Origin of the sequence: Bradyrhizobium sp. CCBAU 51745, assembly GCF_028128715.1 — a bacterium.
Taxonomy (GTDB): domain Bacteria; phylum Pseudomonadota; class Alphaproteobacteria; order Rhizobiales; family Xanthobacteraceae; genus Bradyrhizobium; species Bradyrhizobium manausense.
The window spans coordinates 439,066-463,875 of record NZ_LBJP01000003.1; the positions used below are offsets into that span (position 1 = coordinate 439,066).

Below are 24,810 nucleotides of genomic sequence, written 5' to 3' on the forward strand. Positions count from 1 at the left end.
CGCGCAGCGAAGTTTGCGCACGATCGGCATATGGTGGAGCCCGCTCCAAGTGCGCGAGATACTGGCGCCTTATAAGGCCCGCCTTGAGGCACTCGGTTGGGTCGAAGGCCGAAACGTCCAATTCCTGGTTCGCGCTTGGGACGGCGATGCCGGCAGCATGCGCCTGCAAGCAGGCGAGTTGGTCGCTGCGCATCCTGATGTTATCGTGGCGCTAAGTAACCCGGCAGTTGCCATCCTGAAGCCGCTCGGCGGCAACGTACCCATCGTGTTCGGGATGGTTGCCGATCCGGCCGGAAGCGGCTTCATCCAAAATCTGGCTCGGCCCGGCGGCACCATAACCGGCTTCACCAATTTTGAGGCTTCGATGGGTGGCAAGTGGCTTGAGGTGCTCAGGGAAGCTGCACCGGACACCACTCGGGTGTTGGTCTTCATGCATCCCGAAACGGCCGCACACAAGGAATTCTTCGGGGCGATAGAGAGCTTGGCTGGACCACTCAAGATTCAGGTAACTGCTGCCGGTATCCACAACAGCGCCGAAGTAGAGCGCGCATTCGCCGAGTTCATTGCGAGCGGAAGTCGAGGGGGCGTCATTGCGTTGCCTCACGCCATCACCGAGGTCAATCGCGATCTCATAATCCAGCGGGCGACCGCCAATTTCATGCCAACAATATTTGCATTCGAGGCCCACGCATACGCGGGAGCGCTTGTGACTTATGGTATTGATCGCAGCGATACCATCATGCAGACAGCAGACTACGTCGATCGCATTCTTCGTGGTACCCGGCCGGCAGACCTGCCGGTTCAGGCAGCCCAAAAATTCGAATTGGTTGTCAATCTCAAGACGGCGAAGGCGTTAGGCCTCACCATATCTCCAACATTGCTGGGCCGTGCTGATAAGGTCATCGAGTAGCCAAAACAATCGTAGTCTGTTGCCGGGTGGCGCTCGGTCTATCCGGTCCGGAACGCGGAAGCTGAGGTTGCGAAGCTTCAGGGAGCGTGGGCCAGCCATCGTACTCGTCGATTGCGAGCATAAGACCGCCAAGCTCCACCTCATCTGTGATAGCCGGGCGGTTGGTCACTTCGACCTTTAGGAGAGCGCCTCTTGGCGCTGCGGTAGGATCGAGGGGCCCACGGAGAGTTCTAACGGCGTATCGAAAAACGGTACCGAGCGTTCCACGAAGGCGATGAGCGGTCTCCCGCCGTCCGCTCTTTTCGATCCGCTGGAGGACGCGCTGGTGCGCAGGGGCGGACCATATTTGGGCGCCAAAACCACTCATATAACTTCACAATTCTGCCGACTAGAAATCCCCTACCCATACTCCTACCCGTCAGCTCCGTCGCCTTAGAATTATGTCCCCCGGTCAATTCGACAAACTGATAAGTGATGGGTGATCCGCAAACGACTGGCGAAGTGGATGGCGAATTTGTGCTTCCGCGAGAACACAGAACTCGACGGTTTCCACGACCGCATCAGCGAGGAGGAAATCAAAGAGCTCATGATGGGCGTCGTCGACAATTGCTATCTATGGCAAGTCGCACGATCGGTCCGTGACGAGTGCTACGGATGCGCGAACAAGCAAAGTCTTGCCGAGCTGATTGCGAAGCACATTCCAGCGTTCGAGCAAGACGCGATCAATTCAAAGAGCGTCGCCGCACCGCAAACAACGTGTCTGCGATGATGGACGCGCCTTCGTTTGCTGGAACGATATTATGACCTGCCGGGACGCCATCATGCGAGCGGTTGCCGACGTGGACCGCAATCCCAGCTGCGAGCTCAAGCGCGGAAAGGTCTCGTTTTCTTCCAACCCATCTTTGTATGAGTAACACTACGTGATTTGCTCGTTGGCTTGTTCTTCCCAGTATCATCGGGACTGGGCGATCAATTTGCCTGCCGCTTTTGAGCCGCAGCCTGGTCGATTAGGAAATCGTCCAATTTCCGGCCGCTCCGAAGTTGCGGCCGCAGCCACCTGGGCAGCCTGCCGCGTCCCGACCAGGTCTCCGCCGGGTTCTTCGGATTGCGATATTTGGGTCGGACGGGTGGATACGGTCGGCGCTTGCGGTCGAACCGTGTGACCGCATCAGCCAAGCCAATCTTGTGCAGCCGTTCATCCAACCGCGCTTTTTGCAGCAAGAGTTTCTCAGCGAGGCTGGCGACAACTTGTTGATGCAGACTCCAGAGCTCCTCAAGGGAGAGCGAATTGAAATGCTCAGTGTCCATGGCTCAATCCGAATTCTTTGGAGAGAAAGCCCGCGCAGACAATTTGGGAATTAACGAGCAGACAAATCTCCATTCCTCTTGGTCGCACAGCCACAGTTAACTCCGGGAGGTAATCGGAGAAAGGCAGGACGGGGGTAATATCATGGCGGCGCATTTATTTGGTGCGGGGCGACTACAGGCGAGCTGTGATGCAGCGTGTAGCAGCCTAGCGCTAGGGCGAGCGTATTAAATCGAAGATCGAGAGCACAATTAATTCATTGCGCGGCCAGATTTAAGCCGCATGATGGCCCAGGTTGGCGCGAACGGTGACGCTGGCCGGGGGCGCAACACCGGGAGTTTTCGATGACCGGTTATTTGCGATTGTGCTTCGTCAGCTTGGTTCTTGTTGAAATTCTTTCGACGGCGCCTGCGTCCTCCAATCCTCTTGCGGACATCTTCAATACCGCTGCACCACAACCTGCTGTGCCCTCTCCGCCGCAAGCGGAATGCGTGGCACGCCCCGGCAGCTCGAGCCCCGCCGGCCAGCATTGGGTCTATCGAATGGACGGGCACCGCAAATGCTGGTTCCTGACCGAGAGTACCGCGAAGGTGAAGACCGTTCCTCGGCGCGTGGCCAAAGATAGCACCGCCAGTTTGGACCGGAGCGGGACCGTGCGGCCCCGGCAGATCGGGGTCGTTGGTGCGCGCGCGGAGTTGCTGAGCTCGGCACCGGCCGAGCCGTCTCAGCCGCCTCACCCTGAAGTCAAGGTAGCTGATGCTGACTCCGATCTCGATAGAGACATCGCTCTGATGTCGGCGGACCTCATCTCTGCGCATGGCCGCCGGCCGACGCCCCTCGTGCCCGGCCAAATCGATGTCGAGCAACTTCTCGCGACCGCGCCGGCAACCGATGTGGTGACTTCGTCCGAACCTCCGATTATGCCGATCGGCGTACGCCTCGCGGAGGCTGGTAACGAGGCGGCGAGCCGGACGGCAACTTGGCTCGGCGTACTGCTGATGATGCTGGGGATGCTCTCCATCTTAAGCACGAGCCGCTCGCTTCGGCATGCGGTGAGATTGCGCTACTGAAGCCAGTACACTTGGGCAGAGTACCTGACGCGCTGCCGTGCGACGGAAGAGTTCCAGGCGCCCGTATAGCCAAATGGCCACAGGTACAAAGGTTCCGCGCGCATTCGTTGAGTTTGGTGCTGCCTCAGGCGGACATTGACTACGGATGACGACCCCGTTGGGATGGAATTGTCGTCATGCGGTACAAAGTGTTCGTGGTGGACAGCAGCCGGCGAGTGATCTGCGCCGCGAAGTTCGATTGCATCGATGAGCAGGCTGCGAGATGTCGAGCCGAGCAAATGTATGGCGAGCACGACGTTGAGCTTTGGGAAAGCAATCGGCTCGTCGCTAACCAAATTTGTCGTTTAGCGGCGGTCAGTTAGCTTCCCTCGACGCAGCTTGCCGGAACCATTTTCGGTTCGAGCTTCACATCACTTTCGGATGCTACTTGCTGGGGCCTTCCTGCGCGTCAAAGCGCACCTGCCGGCAATCGCGAGACGGGAGTCGGGCGGCGCGCGGAGTAACAACAAGCTATGCGAAGCTCGTGGGCAAGCATTGTAATGTCGGAATCCGAACCGACTGGACGCGACCGAGTCTTGTCTAGTTGGTCCGTTGCTCAGAACCGAACCATATTAGCGATCGGCCCGGCGCAAATGCCGGGCTTATTCGTTGCGCCCGTCTTCGCGGCTCAGCTCCAAGGAGCGAGCACGTGCGCCGAAGGAGCCGGTCATATGGCTTTGGGATCACACGAGCAATCTCGCTTCGTAGCTCAGTCCTCGAGCGCGCTATCATTTCCCCTGAGCTCTGGGGTGGCCTCACGCTCTGGGACCTGGTGCGAGCGATAGCGCGACTCGCGCTCACGGGGTGCCGGCCGTTCAGACGGATTGCGACCAATCTTGGCTTGGAGTTCGAGAAGGTCGGTGAAGACGTCGGCCTGGCGGCGCAACTCGTCGGCGATCATCGGCGGCTGGCTGGCGATGGTGGAGATCACCGTGACCCGCACGCCCCGGCGCTGGACGGCCTCGACCAGGGGGCGGAAGTCGCCGTCACCCGAGAATAGCACCATCTGATCGATGTGCTCGGCGAGCTCCATGGCGTCTACGGCGAGTTCGATGTCCATGTTGCCTTTGACTTTGCGGCGCCCGGCGGGGTCGACGAACTCCTTGGTGGCCTTGGTGACGACGGTGTAGCCATTGTAGTTTAGCCAGTCGACCAGCGGACGGATCGAGGAATATTCCTGATCCTCGATAATGGCAGTGTAGTAGAATGCCCGCAGCAGCGTCCCGCGACTTTGAAATTCACTGAGTAGGCGCTTGTAATCTATGTCGAAGTTGAGTGTCTTCGCCGTGGCATAGAGATTGGCTCCGTCGATGAAAAGCGCAATCTTGCTGGGACCTGACATGATGGACGATCTCTGGCCGCAAGTGCCATGCTGCGGGCCCAGCGCGGGTGAACCCGCCAAATGAAACGGCACTTCTAAAGCTTTCATCGAAGCTTGACCTCGCAAAGCTATACATAGGTATGTCCGCCCAGGAGTTGGCGTCAGCACTATCGATTGTTCTCCGTGCACATGGACCTGGACGGAAAGATCGCGCGAGTGAAGGAACTCATCGCGAAGCGTGAGGAGTTGGATACCGAGCTCAATGAGCTTCTTGGTGGCGCGGCTCGCGAGCGCCGCGGTCCCAAATGCTCGATCTGCAATGAGACGGGACATCGGGCAACCACGTGCCCAACAACGTCGTCCGCGGCACTAACAGCTTAGACTACAAAGGCCCGCTCCGGCGGGCTCTTTTCTGTCGGATCCAGTGCCTTGCGATGCGATGAGGATCTCCTGTCCCAAAAGGCGAACTGGAAACAGGGCGTTTGGTTCAAGCGCGTGTTTGCGCGCGCTGCTTCACGATGGCTGAGGTGACGAGCCCGAAAGCGAACAAGGTAAACATAATCCCTATCGTGATCTGCCCGATCGCGGCGATCCGCGCTGTCGGCGATAGTGGCGCGATGTCGCCAAAACCCGTCGTCGTGAGCGTCGTCAGACTGAAGTAGCTTGCACTCCCGAAATCGAGTCGATGCTCGGTGCTTCGTGCAAAGGCGAAGGCATTCGCGCCAGGTCGATCAATGAGAAGGTAGAGGTAAGCGAAGCCTTCGACAAAAAGCACGTAGGCCAAGACGACAAGTTGGATCGCGTGTGTGAGCGATATCGATCGCGTGTCATGCCCGCCGAGCATCCGGTTGGTGGCCACGATCAGCGCGCCGAACGCAATGCCGATGAGCATCACAGCGCTGATCCCAGCGTATATCTGCACTATCTCGCCGTCCGCCGTGTTTCCCGCAGCCAGAAGGTTGTATGTCAGCGGCTCAGCCGAGGCGATGATAGCCATACCGACGACGATGGTCAGGGTGGCAAGGGGTATGTCGGTGTCGCCATCGGCAGATTTGATGCTTTCAAACCTCCGCTGGGCGAGATCGATCACCAGGTTGACAAGGGCAGGAAGCCCGATGAAACCGATCATCACGACATTCGAAAGTTCCACCACGACCGCCCATCGCGATCCGCTCGTGCACGCGTAGATATCTCCGTAGCCGACCGTGGCAAACGAGATGACGGTGAAATAGAACGATTCGGGGAGACCAAACTGTTTCGGATCAATCGGGTCAGCGCCGGAGCAGAACGGAAAGTCCTCTGCCGTCCGCGCGAGAAAAACGTAGAAGTAAGACCACATGGCGATCAGAAGGAAGAAATAGATAACGAGAGTGATCGCCGGCACAGCGAAATTGCCTGGCGGATGTTGTTTTATGCTTTCGAACCACCGCAAAAAAATCCGGATGGCCAGCCGAAGCAGCAGACCCGAGCCAATCGCTGCGATGAGTGAAACGATGGCGGTCGCGGGCGAGGGCGTCACGAGCCAATAGCAGAGCCCGCTCGAAAGCAGCCACGCCGCATTCATTCCGGTCGACTTCAGCAGTGCTCGCGTTGGGCCGTCCATCTCGCTTTCCCCTCTAGCTTTTGGGAGCGTCCAGACGGCCTAGATGGGTCGTCTGGAAATCGAGACCGTCATTCGCCTACACGTTCTATCTTCGACATTTGCGAATCAGGACGAGCCCTCGGCTTGTGGCATTCAGCCAAGCTTCACCTCATCTGTGATAGACGGGCGGTGGGTCACTTCGACCTTTAGGAGAGCGCCTCTTCGCGCTGAGGCAGGATCGAGGGGCGCACGGAAAGTTCTAACGGCGTATCGGAAAACGGTAGCGAGCGTTCCACGAAGGCGATGAGCGGTCTCCTGCCGTCCGCTCTTTTCGATCCGCTGGAGGAGGTGCTGGTGCCCAGGGGCGGAATCGAACCACCGACACTGCGATTTTCAGTCGCATGCTCTACCAACTGAGCTACCTGGGCGTGCTCCAAGAGAGGGGCCAAAGCCCATCGAGCGGGCGGTTTATAGTGGGCTCGGAGCGGCCTGTCCACCCACGCTTCGCCTTCGGCTTCGCGGGGCGCGGCCCGGCTGTGTACAAGCTCGGGCGGGCTTGCCGCCGCATGCCGGCCGCCACCATAAGATATTGATATTACTTGCTATTCTACGTCATCCACCTCGTCATCCCTGCCAGGGATGACGTAGGAGCCTTTCAGCCAGCGGTTCAGATCGACGTCGCGGCAGCGCGAGGAGCAGAACGGGCGGGTGGCTTGCGCCTGCGGCTTGCCGCAGATCGGGCAGGTTTTGAGGGGCGAGGTGGGCTTTTTGATTTGGTCGTCCATGGTCGGGATAGCTGTACACGAGGTCGGGGCGTTCAAGGGCCCGGCAGCAAACGGGTTTCTCGGGCCGCTGCGCAGAATCCGCGCCGGCCGATCCTACTGTGCATGGGGTTGTTTTCGAGATTCCAGTCAGACCGCGGTGGCGTTGAGCCAGCCGAAGCGGATCGGGAAGCCCTCGCCGCCGAGCAGCGTCGTGGTCTCGTAGAGCGGCAGGCCGACCACGTTGGTGTAGGAGCCGACCATCTTCACCACGAACGAGCCGGCGATACCCTGCACGGCATAGCCGCCGGCTTTGCCGCGCCATTCGCCGGAGCCGATATAGGCCTGGATGTCGTCCTCCGAGAGCCGCTTGAAGCGGACGCGGGTCTCGACCAGGCGCTGGCGGAAGGCCTCGCGCGGCGTCACCAGGCAGATCGCGGTGTAGACGCGGTGGTTGCGGCCCGACAGCAGCCGCAGGCACTGCGCGGCTTCGTCCACCAGGTTCGCCTTGGGCAGGATGCGGCGGCCGACCGCCACCACAGTGTCGGCAGAGAGGATGAAGGCGCCGCGCAGCTCGTCGTCGAGCTGCACGGATTTGAGCGCGGCATCGGCCTTGGCCCGCGCGAGGCGGTTGGCGCAGGCGCGCGGCAGCTCGCCCCGCCGCGGCGTCTCGTCGACGTCGGCCGGCCGGAGCGCATCGGGGTCGATGCCGGCCTGGTTGAGCAGCGACAGGCGCCGCGGCGAACCGGAGGCAAGTACGAATTTGGGGCGGCCGAGCATCAGGTGATTTGGGGGATCAGGCAGGGGTGAATTGCGCGCGGAACCTATCGGAAGGGGGCTGATTTCACAACCCGGAACCCGGACTTTGCTGATTCGAGGTTTCCGACGTGCGTGTGCCCTCGGTCTGTGACGCAGGTGTTACGGCCTCTATCCGCTCGCGGCGCCCACTTTCGCGAAACGCCGGCGGATCCGCATCAGGAGCTGGTCACAGACCTCGCGATAGGCGGCGAGCTTCTGGTCGCGGCTGCCCTCCATCGTGGTCGGATCGTGCGTCGGCCAGTATTCGACGTCGGCGGCGAGCGTGCGGGTCAGCTCCAGCGCCTTGTGATGCGCCTCCGGAGACAGCGTGATGATGAGGTCGAAATTCAGCCCCTCCCAGTCCTCCAGCTCCTCGAAGGTCTGCGGCTTGTGGCTGGAGATGTCCTGGCCGAGTTCGGCCATGACAGCGACCGCGAACGGATCGAGCTCGCCTTTCCTGGCTCCGGCGGACTTCACGTAGAGGCCTTGCGGGAACATATGCTGGAGCAGGCTCGCGGCCATCGGCGAGCGCACGCTGTTCATCGCGCAGGCGAACAGCACCGATTGCGGATCGCGTGCGCGTGGCGGACCCGCCATCGCACCTAACCCTTCCAGTGCAGGACAGTGATGAGCGTGAACAGCCGGCGCGAGGTCTCGAAATCGACCCGCACCTTGCCCTTCAGCCGCTCCTGCAACGTGCGCGATCCCTCGTCATGGATGCCGCGGCGGCCCATGTCGATGGCCTCGATCTTGTCGGGGGTCGCGGTGCGGATCGCCTGGTAGTAGCTGTCGCAGATCATGAAATAGTCCTTCACGATCCGCCGGAACGGCGTCAACGACAAGAGATGCGCGACCACGGGCGTGCCGTCCTCGCGGCGGATATCGAACATCAGCCGGTTGCCGCTGATGCCGATATGCAGCGTGAACGGGCCCTTCCCTTCGGCGCCGTCGGGCGCGAACAGGTTCTGCTCGATCAGATCATAGATCGCGATCGCACGCTCATGCTCGATGTCGGGCCCGGAACGGCCGATCGAGTCCTCGTCGAGGGTGACCGCAACGATGCGATTGGTCGAGTCGTCCTGTTCGGGCGGCTTTGTCATGACAGATTGAGGCGCAATCCAATCGAGCGCGAATGGGCGTCCAGCCCCTCCGCTTGTCCGAGCGTCATCGCAGCCGGCCCCAGCGCACGCAGCTGGTCCGGGCCGCATTTCAGGATCGAGGTGCGCTTCATGAAATCGGCGACCCCAAGGCCCGAAGAGAATCGTGCCGAGCGCGCCGTCGGCAGCACGTGGTTGGAGCCGCCGACATAATCGCCGATCGCCTCCGGCGTATGTGCACCGAGAAACACTGCGCCGGCGTTGCGGATTTTTGCGGCGAGCGCGTCGGGATCGCGGGTCATGATCTCGAGATGCTCGGCGGCGATCGTGTCCGCAAGCGGGATGGCGTCGGTGAGGTTCCTCACCATGATGACGGCGCCGAAATCGGCCCAGGACTTGCCGGCAATCGCGGCGCGCGGCAGCGTCTTCAGCTGCGCTTCAACGGCTTTCTCGACATCGGCGGCCAGGCGCGCGCAATCCGTGATCAGGATCGACTGCGCGCTGGCATCGTGCTCAGCCTGCGCCAGCAGGTCAGCGGCGATCCAGTCGGCATTGCCGGTGTCGTCGGCAATGACAAGCACTTCGGAGGGGCCGGCGATCATGTCGATGCCGACCTTGCCGAACACCAGCCGCTTGGCGGCGGCGACATAGGCATTGCCGGGGCCGACGATCTTGGCGACCGGCGCGATCGTCGCGGTGCCGTAAGCGAGCGCGGCGACAGCCTGCGCGCCGCCGACGCGGTAGATCTCGGTGACACCGCCGAGCGAGGCCGCTGCCAGCACCAGCGGATTGAGCTTGCCGTCCGGCGACGGCACCACCATCACGAGGCGCGACACGCCCGCAACCCTGGCCGGCACCGCATTCATCAGCACCGAGGACGGATAGGCGGCAGTGCCGCCCGGCACGTAGAGGCCGGCGGATTCGATCGCGGTGTAACGCCAGCCGAGCTCGACGCCGAGCGGATCGGTGAAGCGCTCATCCTTCGGCAGCTGGCGGCGGTGATAGGTCTCGATACGGTCGCGCGCGAGCTTGAGCGCATCCAGCGTCGCCGCATCGCAGGCCTTTGTCGCGGCGTCGATCTCGGCGGCCGAGACGCGAAGGCCGGATGCATCCAGCGTCAGCCGGTCGAACTTGGCCGTGGCCTCGAGCAGGGCGGCGTCGCCGCGCCTTGCCACATCGTCGACGATGGCGCGCACGGCGGCCTCGACGTCGGCCGAGACCTCGCGCTTGGTGGCGAGAAAGGCTGCGAATCGCTGGTCAAAATCGGCACTGCTGCGGTCGAGACGAACGGGCATTTTGGCTTGGCTTCTGCTGGTTCAGGGGGCGCAGTCCGGCTCACCGGCCCCCTGCTCAATGGCGCGGCGGGGAAGCTGCGTCAACCCTTTGCAACCCTTGGCAGGCTCGGCGGCAACCTGAGCTGCTTGCACTGGTATACCGGCCGCCTCACCCCTCCCCCTCGATCCCTACCCCCGTTCCCAGTTCGTCCGCCCCGAGATCGGTCAGCTCGCACTCCAGGCATTCGACGTCGAGGCGGATGGCGCCGCCCTGGGCGAACAGCAGCAATGCACTACCACCAGGCTCCTCGTTGCGGCCGTCCTGGGGATGAAACTCGATGCCGACGAGGTCCAGGATCTTGTCCGGCGCGGCCAGGTCGATGTTGCGCGACTTGCAGGCCAGCACCCGGTCGAAACGAAGCGCCGACACCAGCCGGCGCGGCTCGGTCTCGCCCGCCAGCGTCTGCTCCCAGTCCAGCCGGCTCATGCCGACCACCAGGCGCTTCTCGCCCTGCCGCCAGATGATGTCGGACGGCTGGACGCGGGCGTCCTGCACATGGGTCGAGATCACGGCAAGATCGTCGGCATCGAGCGCGATCAGTTTGAGCGGGGGAGACATCACCGGCACTTCTCCTCGAGGGGCGAACAGGCCTCAACGCGCGCCGGCGCCGAAATATCCAAAAGCTCGCAGCCGGCGCGGCGGCTGCGAGCTCGAAGGATACACTGGTCAGCGTCGCTGAGACATCCCACCCCCGCCCGCAAGCAGAGCGATCCGCTCAGCTCTTGAAGAACGCCAGCAGATCCGCGTTGATGGTCTCGGCTTCCGTGGTCGGCATGCCGTGTGGAAAACCCTTGTAGGTCTTCAGCGTGCCGTTCTTGAGCAGCCTGGCCGACAGCGGCGCCGAATCCGCATAAGGCACGATCTGGTCGTCGTCACCATGCATCACCAGCACCGGCACGTTGATCTTCTTCAGATCCTCGGTGAAATCGGTCTGCGAGAACGCGACGATGCCGTCGTAATGCGCCTTCGCCCCGCCCATCATGCCCTGGCGCCACCAGTTCTGGATCACCGCTTCCGACGGTTTTGCGCCGGGACGGTTGTAGCCATAGAAGGGACCGGCCGCGATGTCGCGATAGAACGCCGAGCGGCCGGCGGCGAGCGCGGCCTGGAAGCCGTCGAACACGCTCTTGGGCAGGCCGCCGGGATTGGCCTCGGTCTTCAGCATCAGCGGCGGCACCGCAGAAAGAATCGCGGCCTTCGCCACGCGAGACTCGCCATGACGGGCGATGTAATGCACGACCTCGCCACCGCCGGTGGAATGGCCGACATGGAGGGCGTTCCTGAGGTCGAGATGCGCGGTCAGCGCCGCGAGATCGTCGGCGTAGTGATCCATGTCGTGGCCGTCGGCGACCTGTGCCGAGCGGCCATGGCCGCGGCGGTCATGGGCGATGACGCGATAGCCGCGCGTGACGAAGAACATCATCTGCGCGTCCCAGTCGTCCGACGACAGCGGCCAGCCATGGCTGAACACGATCGGCTGGCCCGAGCCCCAATCCTTGTAGAAAATCTCGACGCCGTCTTTGGTGGTGATGGTGGGCATTGGGGGTTCCTTTAGTAAGTTTAGTCATTCCGGGGCACGTGAAGCGTGAACCTCAGGTGCGCAATTGCGCACCGGGGAATCTCGAGATTCCGGGTTCGTCGCTGCGCGACGCCCCGGAATGACGACGAGCTGGCGATCAGGCGAACGCCATCGGCTTGTAGCGGCGCCAGGCGCCGATGGTCAGCACCACGAAGAACACCAGCACGAGGCCCTGCACCACGGCGAACACGGGGCCCGACGGCGGCGCCGGTGGCACGGCGGGTGCGAGCGCGGCCAAAGCCGGGATCTTCAGGAACGACTGGATGATCAGCACGAAGACGTTGAAGTAGAGCGAGATCATCGCGGTCACGATGTAGATCGGCCGCCAGACGCCCTTGAGGTTCATGCCGTAGAGCGCGATGCAGGCGATCGCGAGCAGCACCAGCGAGATGCCGGCGATGATGTAGGAGGGCAAGAGCTGCTTGAACGGGAACAAAAAGCCCGTGGCATTGGTCAGGATGGTGAAGAGCAGGAAGATCGCGGTGAGGCCCGGCATCGGCTTCGAGCCGAGCAGGCCGAACATCACGACGAGGCCGGCCGCGATAGCGATCAGGCTGATGACGACATGGACCAGTGTGAAGGCTTGCAGGCTCATCCCGAGAACCATGGCATCTCTCCTATCTCTGCGTTGAGATCAAAGGATTGATATTACGCTCCTCATCGAATTGCCACATGCGGCACGATCACACATGCGCGTCCAGCCATGCGTGATCGTGCGAATCGACAAACGCATGGCTGAATTTTTTGCAGCGCTGTCACGAACGGCAGCAGTTTGTAGCTCGGATGGAGCGCTCACACTTCCTTAGTGTCGAAGATCAAGAGGTCGGCGCCGCCGCTGGCGAATTTCGGCACGTCGCTGGCTGCCGCCTTGCCCTGTTCGCTGCCGAACGCTTTCTGGATGTCGCCCACGGTGTCGAAGGTGAGGATGGCAACGAGGTGAATGCCCGAGGCGCCTGCGGGCGAGCCGACTGGCCCGGTGCTGACGGCGTATTTCTTCAGGCCGGGAAGCTTCTTGGCGAGCGGAATGTGGGTTTCGGCATAATGCTTGTCGAAGGCGGCAGCGTCTTTGGGCGTCTTGTAGAGCACGACGAGTTCGGCCATTGAGTCCTCCCGTTGGCGTTTTGTTTTTAGCTCCTCATGGTGAGGAGATAGTCTGCAGTTGACGACAAAACTGCAAGCCTCATTCGACTTGCCGTCTGCTTGTCTTCTGCTTGACTAAAGCGCCGGTTTTGCGGCGTCGCCGAGATAGGCGTGCAGCGAGGCCACCACCTGTGCGCCCTCGCCGATGGCGCCGCCGACGCGCTTGACCGAGCCGGAGCGGACATCGCCGACGGCGTAGACGCCGGGCACCGAGGTCTCGAGCGGCGCCACCGGCCTGCCCTGGTTCAGCTCGGACTGCGCGCCCGTGACAACGAAGCCGCCGCGATCGAGCGTCACGCCGCAGCCATCGAGCCAGCCGGTGGCGGGATCGGCGCCGACGAACAGAAACAGGTTCTTGATATCGGCGGAATCCTCGTCATCGGACAGCCGGCTCTTCCAGCGGATCCGCCGCAGCAGCGAGGCCTCGTCGCCTTCGAGCGCCGTGATCTCGGTGTTGAACAGCAATTCGATGTTCGGCGTCGCCTCGATGCGCTCGATGAGATAGCGCGACATGCTGGCGCCAAGGCCGCCGCCGCGGATGATCATCAAGACCTTCCGGGCGTGGCCCGAGAGAAACACCGCCGCCTGTCCCGCCGAATTGCCGGCGCCGACCAGCGCCACCTCCTCGCCGGCGCACAGTTTTGCTTCGACCGGAGAGGCCCAGTACCAGACACCGCGGCCCTCGAACTTGTCGAGATTGGCGATATCAGGCCGGCGATAACGCGCGCCGCTGGCAACCACGATCGAGCGCGAGCGCAGGGGATCGCTGCCGTCGAGCGTCACTGCAAACGCGCCGTCCTTGCGCGAGCAGTCGAGCGACTTCGCGGTGACAGGGATCATGATGTCGGCGCCGAATTTTTGCGCCTGGTTGAAGGCGCGCGCCGTGAGAGCCAGGCCGGAAATCCCGGTCGGAAAGCCCAGATAGTTTTCGATGCGGGCGCTGGCGCCGGCCTGGCCGCCGAAGGCTCTGATATCGAGCACGGCGACCGATAGTCCTTCGGACGCCGCATACACGGCGGTCGCAAGCCCCGCCGGGCCGCAGCCGACGATCGCGACGTCGTAGATGCGGTCATTGCGCGGGCCGCCGATCATGCCGATCGCGCGCGCAAGCTCGGTCTCGCCGGGGTTGCGCAGCACCGCGCCGTCGGGGGTGACGACCAGCGGCCAATCCTCCGGCTTGGGCGAATAGCGCGCGATCACCTCGGCAGCGTCGCGATCCCCGTCGGGATCGAGCAGATGATGCGGCTGGCCGTTGCGGGTGAGAAAGCCCTGCAAACGCACCACGCCGGCCGAATGCGACGGGCCGATCAGCACGATGCCGCCGACGCCGGCCTGCAGCAGATTGACCCGGCGCAGGATCAGCGCGCGCATGATGCGCTCGCCGAGCTCGGCTTCGGCAACCAGCAGTGCGCGCAGGCGCTCCGGCGGCAACAGCAGCGTCTCGACCTCGCCTTCGGCGCGGCCATCGACCAACGCCGGGCGGCCGGAGAGCTGGCCGAGCTCGGCCAGAAACTGGCCGGGCCCCTGGTCGATCACCGGGGACACATTGCCGAGTCCATCGCGCTGGCTGATGGCGACATCGCCCTTCAGCACGACGAACATGCCCGGCCCCGGCTTGCCGGTCTCGAACAGCAGTTCGCCGTCTTTGTAGGTGCGAAGCTCGCCGAAATTCCTGAGACGTTCGATCTCGGCAGGCGTCAGCGTCGGAAACGTCTGCTCGGGGCGGGTGAAACGCGCCATCTGCGCGTCGCGATCGGTTCGGTGTGATTCGTCTTGCCCCGTGGTCACTGTATGCACTCCAAGAATTTTCAGCCGCCCGCTTTCCGTCTCAGGTCTTGCCGGCGGTGCCCTCATCTAGGGACCCATCGCCATCTTGCGAGGGGTCGGCGCTTGCGGCGCGCTCGCGCGCCTGCGCCTTGCGCCGCTTCAGGTTCTCCCGCAGCGCCGACTTCAGGCGATCGTCCCGCGATGTGCGGTCCGGTCTCGTCGTCTTGTCGGTCTGGTCAGCCATCGCGGGTCCATACAGCGGGTCCGCAGTAACATGCCCAGTGATTGCGGCAGCTCAAGAGGCCCTGATGGTCCCAATCGTGCGAAATCCAAAATGGGGCGAATCCGTCGCACCGGCCAACTGGCCAGTTGGCGGGGCCGGAACCGAAATCGGCCGAAAAGTCGGTCGTTTCGAGCCGAAACAGCCGTAATAACCCCGATATCGGCCCGATTTTCTCGTTTGGACGGGTCATGCAAGCTTGCACAGCGGGGAGGCCTGTGGCAGATATCGGCCCGCTTGGTAGGCCCCCCCCGTAGCGGCCGATTCTGATCCCAGCACATGCTGCCGTAGCTCAGTGGTAGAGCACTCCATTGGTAATGGAGAGGTCGACAGTTCAATCCTGTCTGGCAGCACCATTTTTCATCTTCGAAAATGAGCGTGAGCAGGCATTCTCGCGGCACGAAACGCCCGAGTTTGCGCGTCTCCATTGCCCTCCTTCCTTGAAGAGGGCGCAGGGAAGACCGGGTGCCGACGGGCACCCGCGGTCCGCTGCGCGAAAGTGTAGCGCAAGGAGACCGCACAGCAGCATACAGGTGACGCCGAACACGCGGCCTTCCCTGCGCGATGGTTGGACGGCTTATGCCGTGCTCTCCCCGGAGACGAATTCCCTTTGCCTCCGTCACCTCACGAAATTCACCGTCACCGCGCCGGTTGACGCCAGTGCCGCATTCGCGAGGCTTGACCGTAGCGACGACGGCCGAGACCACACGGTTTTGCCGTACGCAGCCCGTCTTCGCCCAAGAGGGCCTCGCCGGACAAGCCGGCCTGGGCCGAGAGCGTCGTCGGATACAGGCGCCGTTCGTACGACACGGCTTGTGCCGGGCTCACGGGGTTCGGCTCAATCCTCCGCCCGCCCTGCCCACACATCCGCGCCGGCGCTTGCCGCGTCCACCGCTTGCCCGACCCACGTTCGTGACGACGTACGATCGCCCCTCTCCATCGGGCCGGGATGGCGAGAGAATGCCGCAAAACCGAATTTCGGTAAAGCGGAATATTTTTGCGGGAGGGGATTGACGGGGTTTGGCGGAGGCGGGTGTTTTGCCCGACGGGTTAGATTGGTGGCTATAATATGCGAGATAGGCGGAGTGCACGCGCATCAGTGAAACAGCTGACCAAATAGAATGCAAGAATTGCACTCCAAGGTGTAGCAGCGCACCTCGGAAAAGCTACGTCTGTTCTCCAGTGGCCGTTGGGGCCGCCTGCACCTCAGCAGCCGCCTTGAGAAGATCCGTCTGGGTCGGGGCCTTGGTCGTCTCGATCAAGGCTTTTGCTACCGCCATTACCGGCACACTGAGGAACGCTCCGGCTACCCATGCATTATACTGTACAGCAATGATCGCTCCGATCATCGCCAACCCGGTCGTAGCAAAGCCAAGCCAATGCCCGCGGCGAACATCGCTTTGAGCATGTTGTAGGCTGAGCCTCGACTGCTCGATTTGAGCCTCCTGCAGTTTCTCGGCCATCGTAATTAGCCGATTGAGCGTCCCCGGAAGAACCGCTTCATATCGCTCAACTGCTTCAGGAGGAGGATATGGTCCTTGCCACATCTGAGACTGTTGCTGAACAATCCCAGGTAGCATTAGCTGAATACCGCCCTGAACCGGCATTCCTCCCTGGTGCGCTGCCATGAGTTGAGCCAGCAGCTGAGGGGGCAAAGGCCCCCCTTGGATATGGACGGTCGGCCGCGGGGCGGGTTGCTGTGGCCCGTCAGGCTGCGGTGCTCTCGGCGGCTCGTTTGTCATCAGGCGCCATCACAGAGAATCGATTGAGTGAGGCACCAACGCTAGCAAAGGCCGAACCGATTGTGAAATTCATGACAGCCGGGATATAGACCGGAGTCGCCGAGAATAGGGCTGCAGGGCTGGCGAGACCGGTCCAAAAGGCCGTGAAAAAAGCCGAACGCTGGTTCATCGCATTAACTCCCAAGGACATACAGATGTAAGCATGGTTCTGGACTGCGCCGCAAGTCCATCATCGACTGATCAACCCGAGATTGGGACGCTCGTTCAAATATTCCAGATCGGCGCGACAATTTGATTAACTCCACGGTCCTGCAATCCAGGCGGCCACCAGGACTGCCCGCACGCTATACGACACGGCTTGTGCCGGGCTCACGGGATTCGGCTCAATCCTCCGCCCGCCCTGCACTCACATCCGCGCCGGCGCTTGCTGCGTCCAACGCCTCCCCGACCCACGTTCGTGACAACGTACGATCGCCCCTCTCTATCGGGCCGGGATGGCCGGAGAATGCCGCAAAACCGAATTTCGGTAAAGTGGAATATTTTTGCGGGAGGAGGTTGACGGGGGTTTGGCGGGAGGGGCTGTTTTGCCCGACGGGTCAGCGCGGACGAACTGCAACAGCACGCAGCAACCTCGATCGTAAATGACGCGATCTTCCTACGTCCGATTGCTACCCTCTTCGGCATCCAAACCTTGCGCCGCCGGAAGATCGGATGAGGTCGCCACATCGCCGAGTTTGAAAGTTCCGATTGGTATTCCTGCGTCGCTAAACTTTTTGAGGTGGCTTTGAAAAAGATCGATCCATTTGGCCTCCTCTTTCGACCAAGGATGGCGGGCGATCCACTGTTCGCCGAGAGCCGCCAATATCATTTGTTCAAAACGATAGAGCTGGCCCTGTTTTGAATCGTGCAGCGCCTTACAGACCCTATGACCGTCGCCATAAGGAGATATCGCAGCATCCACTTCCTTCAAATCTCGAAACCCTAACGTCTTCAGCAGTCCGGCCGTATAGTCGTAGGACCAGTCTGACATTCGTCCGTCGGGGCCCAGCCTCCTATCCAAAAACAGCTTAAGCGCTTTGGGCGTGATCTCGGCACCGGTCAAATCACCAGCCCGGACTTTGGCATTCGCCGCATCTTCCAAAGTACGATTGGCGTCGTCGATAGCCTGAAACTCTCTATCGGCAATCTCCAGCATCCCTGCTAGCGCAACAAAGCGCCGACGGATTATTGTTGGAATCGCGCGCAGCGACTTGTACTGGATGTCATGTTCGATTTCAGCCCAAGCATGTTGAAGTATTGTTCGAACCTGCACTTCGACAATGTGCCCAGAAAAACGCCGATACTCAGGTAACCCTGCTCGTTCGCCCCTAATACGCACTAGGTAATGGATGCTTTGATAGCCAAAGCGATCTGATTCGATCAAAGCTATCCCCTTGTTCGACTTCTCAACGACGTCGAATTCAGCGACCAGCATCTGGTCCACATCGCCTAAAGTATCCAAGAAATGAGTTATAATACGAACACCAGCCAGATCAGTAATCTGCTTAAGTGGCTCTAGATATTTCGGCGTTGAAGGAGCCTCTTCTAGTGGGGTAGAGGCTTTACGACCAAAGCTTGATGGATCCTTTGCCCGCGATTGCACGGAATGAATCTTGATGCCCCGACTATCCAAGCTTTGCTTGGCAATCCGGGCCACGACCTCCGCCAAATCCAAATAGAATGGCTGAACTCTCAGGTATTCAACCAAGGCGCGATCGGCGTGATTTTTGAGCGGATCGTCACCCTCGCCCCCAATATCCATACGGCCTCACAAAATATGGCAATGAGAATCGCTCTTAAAATCTGACATTTTCAAACATACGTCCTGCGGTTGCATATGACCATCATCCTAACGGATACTTTGATCACGCCACACGAATAGCGAATGCAAACCCTTGCGGTTCTATCCGCTACCCACTCGACCACGCAGGTAAGGTTAATTGTTCCTTTCGATTGTCGGTAAAATTTTATCCATTATCGTCCCGGCCATTCAAGACGAACCAGGGGCTTCCGACAGTGTTTGCGTTTTGCCTGATCGTGACTGGGACTGCACTGCTTCTCTCCGGCCTGGTGGCCTTCGGCCTTCATAGAAATTCGCTGCACTCGTTGGCGCTGCTGTAGGCGGATCAGCGAGCTGCTTCGTAGCTTCGTCGGATGGGTAGAGCGAAGCGAAACCCATCAGCCTCTCGTTCGGCAACAAAGCATGATGGGTTTCGCTAGAGCTCAATCCATCCTACGCACTACGCTCTCTCTCCAGGGACCTGCCAGCAACGCCGGCAAATCGCCCATGCGGTGAAAGACGTCGTCGCAGATCGCGGCCAACTCCTGCGCGGCGTCCGGATGACCGCCGGCAAAACCCAGGACTTTCATTCCCGCGGCCTTTGCTGCGCGGGCTCCGGCCAACGAATCCTCGACAACAACGCAGGCCGAGGGATGAGCACCCATCGTTTGCGCGGCATGCAGGAACAGGCCGGGATCCGGCTTCCACGAGCCGACCTCGTACGCACTGAAAATGCGGCCCTGGAAGTGCGCAAGAAGCTGCGTCAATCCGAGCGCATGCGTGAGCTTCGACATCGGCCCGTTGGACGCCACGCAGACCGGAACTTTAATCTCAGCCAGCGCGCCATGAATTCCTTCGACGGGCTTCAGTTCGGCATCAAACGCCAGCGCCGTTGCCTGTCGAACGTCGGCAACGAACGTCTCCCTGACGCCGCGGCCGAGACGACGCTCGATCTCGCTCACGCAATCGGCCATCTTCACCCCTCGGAATGACCGGATGGCGTCCTCAAGGCTGATCGCGACGCCCTCCTCGGCTGCGACGCGGGCGAAGACCGTGAGGGCGATGATCTCGCTATCGACCAGAACGCCGTCTGAATCGAAAATAACGAGCTCGGGAGTTACGCGTATATTCATCTCGCGGAGGTGTCCTCGCCGCCCAATTGACGCCTCGTGATGCGATTGTCGGCGCGCCTTAGCCGCCGGCACAGCTCGCGATTGATGTTTTGCAGGACGATGACATAGGCGTGGATGTCGGCCTTGTAGCAGGCGTAGAGCTTTTGCGCTGAAAGCTCGTACAGCACGGTCTCGCTCTCCGCAACCACCGTGGCGGAACGGTTCTGCATTTCGATCAGCGTCATCTCGCCGAAGAAATCACCACGCTCCAGGACGGAGATCGGGATGGCGCTTCCCGAATCCGCCCGTTTGCTGACCGCCAGCCGGCCCGACTTGACGATGAACATCGAGCGGCCCTGCTCCCCCTCCGCCACCACGGTCGCGCCGGCATCGAAGCGGCACTCGACCAGCATCGAGATCAGCAGGTCGAGGCTCGCGTCGGTGAGGCCGCCGAAGAACGGCGTCGCGAGCAGGAACGCTTTCAGATCGGGGGAGCTGGCCGTCATGTCGCGAGGATAAGTCTCCTCATCAGATGCGGCAAGATGGTAGCGGCTACGAACTCAATTCACCGCCGCGCAGCGTCCGTCTTCGCCACAGGTCGACCATCACCTTGCCGGTTGCCGCGAGCACAAGCGCACACAGTGCCGCCTTCGAGATGGTCTCCATCGTTCCTTCGATCAGCAGGCAATGGACCACGCCACACACGACGATGACGAGCGCGAGCGGGATATGAACGAACCGCCAGGTGCGCAGGCGCAGGCCCAGCCGCCGCCGCAGGGGTGCCAGCAGCGCGACGGCGAAGATCGCCCACATGGCGATCACGCCAAAGGGAGAGAACGGGGTCGGCGATGAGAAAGTCAGCGCGTCGATCATGTCGGGCGGGCTGGTGAACCAGAGGCCGGCGACGTGGATCACCACGGCCAGGGCCAGCGCGCCGCCGATCCAGTGATGGGCGCGCCTGTTGCGATAGGCCGATAGTCCCGGCAGAACTCCCCCGATCAACAGCGGCTGAACCAGCACCAAAGCGAGGGCGACGATCCCGGCGAAACCTGCGAGGATGTAGACCGGGCCGCGCCATGCGAGCTGCTCGCTCGTCGCGGCGAGTGCGATCGGCACGCCGACGGCCACAGCGAGGGCGGGCCAGATCAGAAATCTTCCGCCCTTCACCTGCAACCCGGTCAGGCCGGCTGAAGCACGAAGTGCGCCTCGAGGCTGGTGTCCTTGGCGCTGCGCATGATCGGCCGCAGGAAGACGGTCTTGAACTCGCCGCTGTCATAGGCGAGGTGACCATGCGGCTGGCCGAAGATCGGAATGATCTGCGGCATTTCGAGCCGGAAGGCTCCGTCCTTGTCGGTGAGCGTGGCGCCGTGGCTCTGCGGCTCGTGCTCCTGGCCTTCGACCGTGTGCGCCCAGATCTGGATGCGCTGCCCGGCGAGCGGTGCTCCATCGCCGGCGCGGCGCACGGTGCCGCTCATCCAGAAACCGCCCTTGCCGATGCGCTCCACGATCGGCGCGCCCTTGCGGTAGTTGTTGGCGCCGCCGGTCATCGACTCCGTCGGCGCGAGACCTTCCGCGCGGGCAGGCAGCAGCCCGGATGCGCCGGCGGCCAGGACGCCCGACGCCAGCACGGAGCCGCCGCCGATGAGCAGGTTGCGGCGGTTGAGTACGACAAGGGTCATGTCTGTCCTCCTGGCAACGGTGGCGCGGCACAGAGGCTACACCAACAGGCACGAAACGCCCAGCTGAGACGACGGGCGTCATGGGCCGCCATAACAGGGTTGTGAAGGAGGCTCTACCCATCCCGCGCCGCGACACTACATGTCGCTCTCTCAGACGCGCGGTTCCCACACTTCGGTAGTCCCCCATGATGCCCTTCTCCGTGCTCGACCTCGCGCCCATCAAACAGGGTTCCGACGCCGCGCAGGCGTTTCGCAATTCGCTCGATCTGGCGCAGCACGCCGAACAATGGGGCTTCAAGCGGTTCTGGCTCGCCGAGCATCACAACATGACGGGGATTGCGAGCGCGGCGACCTCTGTGGTGATCGCTCACGTCGCGGGTGGCACGAAAACGATCCGCGTCGGCTCCGGCGGGGTGATGCTGCCGAACCATTCGCCGCTGGTCATCGCCGAGCAGTTCGGCACGCTGGAATCGCTCTATCCCGGCCGGATCGATCTTGGCCTCGGCCGCGCGCCGGGCACCGACCAGCTCACCGCGCGGGCGATGCGGCGCGACCTTGCGACGGCGGCCGAAAACTTTCCGCATGACGTGCTGGAATTGCAGGCGCTGCTCGGCGACCCCAAGCCGAACCAGGCGATCCGCGCGGTGCCTGGCATGGGCACGAAGGTGCCGCTGTGGATCCTCGGCTCCAGCATGTTCGGCGCCCAGCTCGCGGCCATGCTCGGGCTGCCGTTCGCGTTCGCCTCGCATTTCGCGCCGCAGATGCTGATGCCGGCGCTGCGCGAATATCGCGCGCGGTTCGAGCCGTCGGCGCAGCTCGAAAAACCCTATGCCATGGTCGCCGTGAACGTGTTCGCTGCCGACAGCGATGCCGCGGCGCAGCGGATGTTCACCTCGCTGCAGCAGCAGTTCATCAATTTGCGCCGCGGCACGCCCGGACCTTTGCCCCCGCCGGTGGACGACATGGATGCGCTGTGGTCGCCGGCCGAGAAGGCCGGCGTCGCGCAGGCGCTGGCGATTTCCGCCGTCGGCTCGCCCGCGGTGGTCGAGGAGAAGCTGAAGGCGCTGATCGCCGACACCGCTGCGGACGAGTTGATCACCACCGGGCAGATCTACGATCACGCCGCACGGCTGCGCTCGTTCGAGATCGCGGCCGAAGTGCGGGACCGGATTGCGAAGCAGCCGGCAGTGTGAGGGGCACTTCGCCTCTCCCCGCTCGCGGGGTGAGGGAGCGCACCGCCGGTGCAGCGCTGTCAACGGGCTAACGCGCGCCGCGTTTTTGTGGCACAACGGCCGCTATCACCGATCGACCTTTGAGGCCACGCATGCCCGCGCCAAAACCGCCTGCCTTCGAGACCCTGAGCCTGCATGCGGGCCAGCATCCGGATCCAGCCACCGGCGCCCGCGCGGTGCCGATCTACCAGACCACGTCCTACGTGTTCCAGGACTCCGACCATGCGGCGGCGCTGTTCAACCTGGAGCGCGCCGGCCACATCTATACGCGCATCTCCAACCCGACCACCGGCGTGTTGGAGGAACGGCTTGCGGCGCTGGAAGGTGGTGTCGGCGCGATCTGTACCGCGAGCGGCATGGCGGCGATGCATCTCGCCATCGCGACGCTGCTGAACGCGGGCGACCACATCGTGGCGTCGAGCTCGCTCTATGGCGGCACCATCAACCTTTTGGCGCATACGCTGCCGCGCTTCGGCATCACCACGAGTTTCGTGAAGCCGCGCGATCTCGACGCGTTCCGCGCCGCGATCAAACCGAACACCAGGCTGGTGATCGGCGAGACCATCGGCAATCCAGGGCTGGAGGTGCTCGACATACCCAAGGTCGCGGCAATCGCGCATGAGGCCAAAATCCCGCTGCTGATCGACAACACCTTTGCCACGCCCTATCTCAGCCGCCCGATCGAGCTGGGGGCCGACATCGTCATGCATTCGGCCACCAAATGGATCGGCGGCCATGGCATTGCGATCGGCGGCGCCATCGTCGACGGCGGCCGCTTCGACTGGCGCGACTCCGGAAAATTCGGCGTGCTGACCGAGCCCTATGGCGGCTATCACGGCATCGTCTTCGACGAGCAGTTCGGCACCGCGGCCTTCATCATGCGCGCACGCACGGAAGGATTGCGCGATTTCGGCGCGTGTCTATCGCCGACCAACGCGTTCCAGCTGCTGCAGGGCGTCGAGACGCTGGGCGTGCGCATGGACCGGCACATGCAGAATACGCTATCCGTGCTGGAGGCGCTGAAGTCCAACAAGGCGGTCGACTGGGTGCTGCATCCCGCGCTGGAGAATCACCCGGACTATCAGCTCGCCAAGACGCTGCTGCCGCGCGGCGCCGGCTCGATCATCTCCTTCGGCATCAAGGGCGGCCGGGCTGCGGGCCGCAAGTTCATCGAAAGCTTGCGCATGATCAGCCATCTCGCCAATGTCGGCGACGCCAAGACGCTGGTGATCCACCCGGCCTCGACCACACATCAGCAGATGGATGCCGAGCAGCTCAAGGCTGCCGGCATCGGCGAGGAGCTGGTGCGGCTCTCGGTCGGCATCGAGAGTGCCTCCGACATCATCGACGATCTTGCGCAGGCGCTGCGCATCTCGCAGAAGGTTTGACACCATGAAGCTTTCCGTCAACGGCGCCGAAATATTTGCCGCGACCGGCGGCCGCGAATTCGACAAATCCCTGCCAACGGTGATCTTCCTCCATGGCGCCGGCTTCGACCATTCGAGCTGGGCGCTGCATACGCGCTGGTTCGCCCATCATGGTTTTGGCGTGATCGCGCCCGACCTGCCCGGCCACGGCCGCTCGGCGGGACCCTCGCTCGGAAGCATCGCGGACATGGCCGACTGGACGGTCGCGCTGCTCGATGCGGCGGGAGCTGCGAAAGCGCATCTGATCGGCCATTCCATGGGATCGCTGATCTCGCTGGAGACGGCCGCGCGTCATCCTGACAAGGTCTCGGCGCTGAGCCTGATCGGCACGGCGGCGACCATGACGGTTGGCCCGGACCTGCTCAAGGCCGCCGAGGCCAATTCGCAGGATGCCAACGACATGGTCTCGATCTGGGGCCTTGGCTTCAAGGCCGAGCTCGGCGGCAGCCTCGCGCCGGGCCTGTGGATGCATGGCGGCGCGCAGGCTGTGCTGCAAGCTTGCGAGCCGGGCGTGCTGTTCAGGGATTTGTCGGCCTGCAATGCCTATGCGAATGCGCTTGCTGCGGCCGCGACCGTCAAGGTTCCGACCACGCTGATTCTTGGCGAGCGGGACATGATGACCCCCGCGAAGGCAGGCAAGGCGCTTGCGGCGGCGATCCCGCATGCGAAGACCGTCGTCGTGCCGGGCGCGGGCCATATGATCATGGCGGAGCGTCCGGATGAGCTGCTCGCGGCACTGAAAGGCTGATCGGATCAATTGTCGCGTCGGCGCGTTGCTGTCGAACATCCCTGCGACTGCAAAAGGGAACTCGAC

29 protein-coding genes and 2 tRNA genes are annotated in these 24,810 nt (G+C 62.3%); 7 read left to right on the forward strand and 24 right to left on the reverse strand.

Going from position 1 to position 24,810, the window contains the following annotated elements; genetic code table 11:
• Positions 1-49: 49 nt before the first annotated feature.
• The gene (locus tag XH98_RS04785) at positions 50-910 is read left to right on the forward strand and encodes an ABC transporter substrate-binding protein (RefSeq protein WP_271617934.1); all 861 of its coding nucleotides are present in this window, start codon (positions 50-52) and stop codon (positions 908-910) included.
• Here the strand turns inward: XH98_RS04785 and XH98_RS40995 are convergent.
• Positions 900-1,277: a phage integrase central domain-containing protein gene (locus tag XH98_RS40995; protein WP_442868543.1), complete on the reverse strand. Its 378-nt coding sequence runs from the start codon at positions 1,275-1,277 to the stop codon at positions 900-902. The two genes, XH98_RS04785 and XH98_RS40995, sit on opposite strands and share 11 nt — an antisense overlap.
• Positions 1,278-1,388: 111 nt before the next feature.
• On the opposite strand from XH98_RS40995, the gene XH98_RS04790 reads away from it, so the two are divergent.
• Complete coding sequence (locus tag XH98_RS04790; RefSeq protein ID WP_271617935.1) at positions 1,389-1,679, forward strand: hypothetical protein; 291 nt, start codon at positions 1,389-1,391, stop codon at positions 1,677-1,679.
• A 200-nt stretch (positions 1,680-1,879) separates the two neighbouring features.
• Here the strand turns inward: XH98_RS04790 and XH98_RS04795 are convergent, their stop codons facing one another.
• Positions 1,880-2,218: an H-NS histone family protein gene (locus tag XH98_RS04795; protein ID WP_057759758.1), complete on the reverse strand. Its 339-nt coding sequence runs from the start codon at positions 2,216-2,218 to the stop codon at positions 1,880-1,882.
• 342 nt (positions 2,219-2,560) lie between these two features.
• Here XH98_RS04795 and XH98_RS04800 point away from each other — a divergent pair, with 342 nt between their 5' ends.
• Positions 2,561-3,286, forward strand: coding sequence for a hypothetical protein (locus XH98_RS04800; protein ID WP_271603634.1), 726 nt, complete (start codon positions 2,561-2,563; stop codon positions 3,284-3,286).
• A gap of 748 nt (positions 3,287-4,034) precedes the next feature.
• On the opposite strand, the gene XH98_RS04805 is transcribed toward XH98_RS04800, so the two are convergent.
• From XH98_RS04805 to XH98_RS04870, 15 genes are all read right to left on the reverse strand, one after another.
• A complete protein-coding gene (locus XH98_RS04805) occupies positions 4,035-4,667 on the reverse strand; it encodes a LabA-like NYN domain-containing protein (RefSeq protein ID WP_271617987.1) in 633 nt (210 codons plus the stop codon).
• 466 nt (positions 4,668-5,133) lie between these two features.
• A complete protein-coding gene (locus tag XH98_RS04810; protein ID WP_271617936.1) occupies positions 5,134-6,249 on the reverse strand; it encodes an ion channel in 1,116 nt (371 codons plus the stop codon).
• 132 nt (positions 6,250-6,381) lie between these two features.
• Positions 6,382-6,564 (reverse strand): phage integrase central domain-containing protein, encoded by a 183-nt coding sequence (locus XH98_RS41000; RefSeq protein ID WP_442868548.1) that lies wholly within the window; start codon positions 6,562-6,564, stop codon positions 6,382-6,384.
• 16 nt (positions 6,565-6,580) lie between these two features.
• Positions 6,581-6,656, reverse strand: a tRNA-Phe gene (locus XH98_RS04815).
• A 174-nt stretch (positions 6,657-6,830) separates the two neighbouring features.
• Entirely contained in the window at positions 6,831-7,013 is a 183-nt protein-coding gene (gene yacG / locus XH98_RS04820; protein WP_271603632.1) for a DNA gyrase inhibitor YacG, read from the reverse strand.
• 126 nt (positions 7,014-7,139) lie between these two features.
• On the reverse strand, positions 7,140-7,769 hold the full coding sequence (locus XH98_RS04825; RefSeq protein ID WP_188098821.1) for a Maf-like protein: 630 nt from the start codon (positions 7,767-7,769) through the stop codon (positions 7,140-7,142).
• A gap of 147 nt (positions 7,770-7,916) precedes the next feature.
• Positions 7,917-8,384 (reverse strand): arsenate-mycothiol transferase ArsC, encoded by a 468-nt coding sequence (locus tag XH98_RS04830; RefSeq protein WP_057759778.1) that lies wholly within the window; start codon positions 8,382-8,384, stop codon positions 7,917-7,919.
• A gap of 5 nt (positions 8,385-8,389) precedes the next feature.
• A complete protein-coding gene (locus tag XH98_RS04835) occupies positions 8,390-8,887 on the reverse strand; it encodes a UPF0262 family protein (protein ID WP_057759780.1) in 498 nt (165 codons plus the stop codon).
• Positions 8,884-10,179 carry a histidinol dehydrogenase gene (gene hisD / locus XH98_RS04840; protein ID WP_271617937.1) on the reverse strand — a complete coding sequence of 432 codons (1,296 nt, stop codon included), beginning with the start codon at positions 10,177-10,179 and terminating at the stop codon, positions 8,884-8,886. Before hisD ends, XH98_RS04835 begins: the two co-directional genes overlap by 4 nt.
• Before the next feature lie 148 nt (positions 10,180-10,327).
• Positions 10,328-10,777 (reverse strand): DUF2948 family protein, encoded by a 450-nt coding sequence (locus tag XH98_RS04845; RefSeq protein WP_271603628.1) that lies wholly within the window; start codon positions 10,775-10,777, stop codon positions 10,328-10,330.
• Between the two features lie 157 nt (positions 10,778-10,934).
• Entirely contained in the window at positions 10,935-11,759 is an 825-nt protein-coding gene (locus tag XH98_RS04850; protein WP_271617938.1) for an alpha/beta fold hydrolase, read from the reverse strand.
• A gap of 136 nt (positions 11,760-11,895) precedes the next feature.
• Complete coding sequence (locus XH98_RS04855; RefSeq protein ID WP_271603626.1) at positions 11,896-12,405, reverse strand: hypothetical protein; 510 nt, start codon at positions 12,403-12,405, stop codon at positions 11,896-11,898.
• 185 nt (positions 12,406-12,590) lie between these two features.
• Positions 12,591-12,899, reverse strand: coding sequence for an EthD family reductase (locus XH98_RS04860; RefSeq protein WP_271603625.1), 309 nt, complete (start codon positions 12,897-12,899; stop codon positions 12,591-12,593).
• A 114-nt stretch (positions 12,900-13,013) separates the two neighbouring features.
• Complete coding sequence (locus tag XH98_RS04865; RefSeq protein WP_271617939.1) at positions 13,014-14,678, reverse strand: FAD-dependent oxidoreductase; 1,665 nt, start codon at positions 14,676-14,678, stop codon at positions 13,014-13,016.
• A gap of 88 nt (positions 14,679-14,766) precedes the next feature.
• A complete protein-coding gene (locus XH98_RS04870; protein ID WP_271617940.1) occupies positions 14,767-14,949 on the reverse strand; it encodes a hypothetical protein in 183 nt (60 codons plus the stop codon).
• A gap of 317 nt (positions 14,950-15,266) precedes the next feature.
• On the opposite strand from XH98_RS04870, the gene XH98_RS04875 reads away from it, so the two are divergent.
• Positions 15,267-15,341 (forward strand) — tRNA-Thr (locus tag XH98_RS04875).
• Between the two features lie 810 nt (positions 15,342-16,151).
• Here XH98_RS04875 and XH98_RS04880 read toward each other — a convergent pair.
• The 7 genes from XH98_RS04880 to XH98_RS04910 all read right to left on the reverse strand — a co-directional run bounded on the left by XH98_RS04880 (position 16,152) and on the right by XH98_RS04910 (position 21,337).
• Entirely contained in the window at positions 16,152-16,592 is a 441-nt protein-coding gene (locus tag XH98_RS04880; protein WP_271617941.1) for a DUF2335 domain-containing protein, read from the reverse strand.
• Between the two features lie 100 nt (positions 16,593-16,692).
• The gene (locus tag XH98_RS04885; RefSeq protein WP_271617942.1) at positions 16,693-16,896 is read right to left on the reverse strand and encodes a hypothetical protein; all 204 of its coding nucleotides are present in this window, start codon (positions 16,894-16,896) and stop codon (positions 16,693-16,695) included.
• 486 nt (positions 16,897-17,382) lie between these two features.
• Complete coding sequence (locus tag XH98_RS04890; RefSeq protein ID WP_271617943.1) at positions 17,383-18,528, reverse strand: GTP pyrophosphokinase; 1,146 nt, start codon at positions 18,526-18,528, stop codon at positions 17,383-17,385.
• Positions 18,529-18,989: 461 nt separating this feature from the next.
• Positions 18,990-19,679, reverse strand: a complete 690-nt coding sequence (locus XH98_RS04895) for an HAD-IA family hydrolase (RefSeq protein WP_271617944.1) — start codon at positions 19,677-19,679, stop codon at positions 18,990-18,992.
• Positions 19,676-20,164: a Crp/Fnr family transcriptional regulator gene (locus XH98_RS04900; protein WP_271617945.1), complete on the reverse strand. Its 489-nt coding sequence runs from the start codon at positions 20,162-20,164 to the stop codon at positions 19,676-19,678. The genes XH98_RS04895 and XH98_RS04900 overlap by 4 nt, the downstream gene beginning before the upstream one ends.
• A gap of 46 nt (positions 20,165-20,210) precedes the next feature.
• Positions 20,211-20,825 carry a ferric reductase-like transmembrane domain-containing protein gene (locus XH98_RS04905; RefSeq protein WP_271617946.1) on the reverse strand — a complete coding sequence of 205 codons (615 nt, stop codon included), beginning with the start codon at positions 20,823-20,825 and terminating at the stop codon, positions 20,211-20,213.
• Positions 20,826-20,836: 11 nt separating this feature from the next.
• On the reverse strand, positions 20,837-21,337 hold the full coding sequence (locus tag XH98_RS04910; RefSeq protein ID WP_057759808.1) for a hypothetical protein: 501 nt from the start codon (positions 21,335-21,337) through the stop codon (positions 20,837-20,839).
• A 185-nt stretch (positions 21,338-21,522) separates the two neighbouring features.
• Between XH98_RS04910 and XH98_RS04915 the strand changes: the two genes are divergently transcribed.
• From XH98_RS04915 to XH98_RS04925, 3 genes are all read left to right on the forward strand, one after another.
• Positions 21,523-22,530, forward strand: coding sequence for an LLM class flavin-dependent oxidoreductase (locus XH98_RS04915; RefSeq protein WP_271617947.1), 1,008 nt, complete (start codon positions 21,523-21,525; stop codon positions 22,528-22,530).
• 131 nt (positions 22,531-22,661) lie between these two features.
• Positions 22,662-23,957: an O-acetylhomoserine aminocarboxypropyltransferase gene (locus tag XH98_RS04920; protein ID WP_271617948.1), complete on the forward strand. Its 1,296-nt coding sequence runs from the start codon at positions 22,662-22,664 to the stop codon at positions 23,955-23,957.
• A 4-nt stretch (positions 23,958-23,961) separates the two neighbouring features.
• Positions 23,962-24,744 carry an alpha/beta fold hydrolase gene (locus XH98_RS04925; protein ID WP_271617949.1) on the forward strand — a complete coding sequence of 261 codons (783 nt, stop codon included), beginning with the start codon at positions 23,962-23,964 and terminating at the stop codon, positions 24,742-24,744.
• The last annotated feature ends 66 nt before the right edge of the window (positions 24,745-24,810 follow it).

Excerpts from the sequence above, each read along its gene's own strand:
- XH98_RS04890 (WP_271617943.1), bottom strand. The coding sequence starts at position 18,528 with ATGGATATTGGGGGCGAGGGTGACGATCCGCTCAAAAATCACGCCGAT.
- XH98_RS04880 (WP_271617941.1), bottom strand. The coding sequence starts at position 16,592 with ATGCCGGTTCAGGGCGGTATTCAGCTAATGCTACCTGGGATTGTTCAG.
- XH98_RS04860 (WP_271603625.1), bottom strand. The coding sequence starts at position 12,899 with ATGGCCGAACTCGTCGTGCTCTACAAGACGCCCAAAGACGCTGCCGCC.
- XH98_RS04855 (WP_271603626.1), bottom strand. The coding sequence starts at position 12,405 with ATGGTTCTCGGGATGAGCCTGCAAGCCTTCACACTGGTCCATGTCGTC.
- XH98_RS04810 (WP_271617936.1), bottom strand. The coding sequence starts at position 6,249 with ATGGACGGCCCAACGCGAGCACTGCTGAAGTCGACCGGAATGAATGCG.
- XH98_RS04900 (WP_271617945.1), bottom strand. The coding sequence starts at position 20,164 with ATGACGGCCAGCTCCCCCGATCTGAAAGCGTTCCTGCTCGCGACGCCG.
- XH98_RS04925 (WP_271617949.1), top strand. The coding sequence starts at position 23,962 with ATGAAGCTTTCCGTCAACGGCGCCGAAATATTTGCCGCGACCGGCGGC.
- XH98_RS04885 (WP_271617942.1), bottom strand. The coding sequence starts at position 16,896 with ATGAACCAGCGTTCGGCTTTTTTCACGGCCTTTTGGACCGGTCTCGCC.
- hisD (WP_271617937.1), bottom strand. The coding sequence starts at position 10,179 with ATGCCCGTTCGTCTCGACCGCAGCAGTGCCGATTTTGACCAGCGATTC.
- XH98_RS04865 (WP_271617939.1), bottom strand. The coding sequence starts at position 14,678 with ATGGCGCGTTTCACCCGCCCCGAGCAGACGTTTCCGACGCTGACGCCT.
- yacG (WP_271603632.1), bottom strand. The coding sequence starts at position 7,013 with ATGGACGACCAAATCAAAAAGCCCACCTCGCCCCTCAAAACCTGCCCG.
- XH98_RS04915 (WP_271617947.1), top strand. The coding sequence starts at position 21,523 with ATGATGCCCTTCTCCGTGCTCGACCTCGCGCCCATCAAACAGGGTTCC.
- XH98_RS04805 (WP_271617987.1), bottom strand. The coding sequence starts at position 4,667 with ATGTCAGGTCCCAGCAAGATTGCGCTTTTCATCGACGGAGCCAATCTC.
- XH98_RS04830 (WP_057759778.1), bottom strand. The coding sequence starts at position 8,384 with ATGGCGGGTCCGCCACGCGCACGCGATCCGCAATCGGTGCTGTTCGCC.
- XH98_RS04845 (WP_271603628.1), bottom strand. The coding sequence starts at position 10,777 with ATGTCTCCCCCGCTCAAACTGATCGCGCTCGATGCCGACGATCTTGCC.
- XH98_RS40995 (WP_442868543.1), bottom strand. The coding sequence starts at position 1,277 with ATGAGTGGTTTTGGCGCCCAAATATGGTCCGCCCCTGCGCACCAGCGC.
- XH98_RS04895 (WP_271617944.1), bottom strand. The coding sequence starts at position 19,679 with ATGAATATACGCGTAACTCCCGAGCTCGTTATTTTCGATTCAGACGGC.
- XH98_RS04850 (WP_271617938.1), bottom strand. The coding sequence starts at position 11,759 with ATGCCCACCATCACCACCAAAGACGGCGTCGAGATTTTCTACAAGGAT.
- XH98_RS04795 (WP_057759758.1), bottom strand. The coding sequence starts at position 2,218 with ATGGACACTGAGCATTTCAATTCGCTCTCCCTTGAGGAGCTCTGGAGT.
- XH98_RS04800 (WP_271603634.1), top strand. The coding sequence starts at position 2,561 with ATGACCGGTTATTTGCGATTGTGCTTCGTCAGCTTGGTTCTTGTTGAA.
- XH98_RS04870 (WP_271617940.1), bottom strand. The coding sequence starts at position 14,949 with ATGGCTGACCAGACCGACAAGACGACGAGACCGGACCGCACATCGCGG.
- XH98_RS04825 (WP_188098821.1), bottom strand. The coding sequence starts at position 7,769 with ATGCTCGGCCGCCCCAAATTCGTACTTGCCTCCGGTTCGCCGCGGCGC.
- XH98_RS04835 (WP_057759780.1), bottom strand. The coding sequence starts at position 8,887 with ATGACAAAGCCGCCCGAACAGGACGACTCGACCAATCGCATCGTTGCG.
- XH98_RS04910 (WP_057759808.1), bottom strand. The coding sequence starts at position 21,337 with ATGACCCTTGTCGTACTCAACCGCCGCAACCTGCTCATCGGCGGCGGC.
- XH98_RS04920 (WP_271617948.1), top strand. The coding sequence starts at position 22,662 with ATGCCCGCGCCAAAACCGCCTGCCTTCGAGACCCTGAGCCTGCATGCG.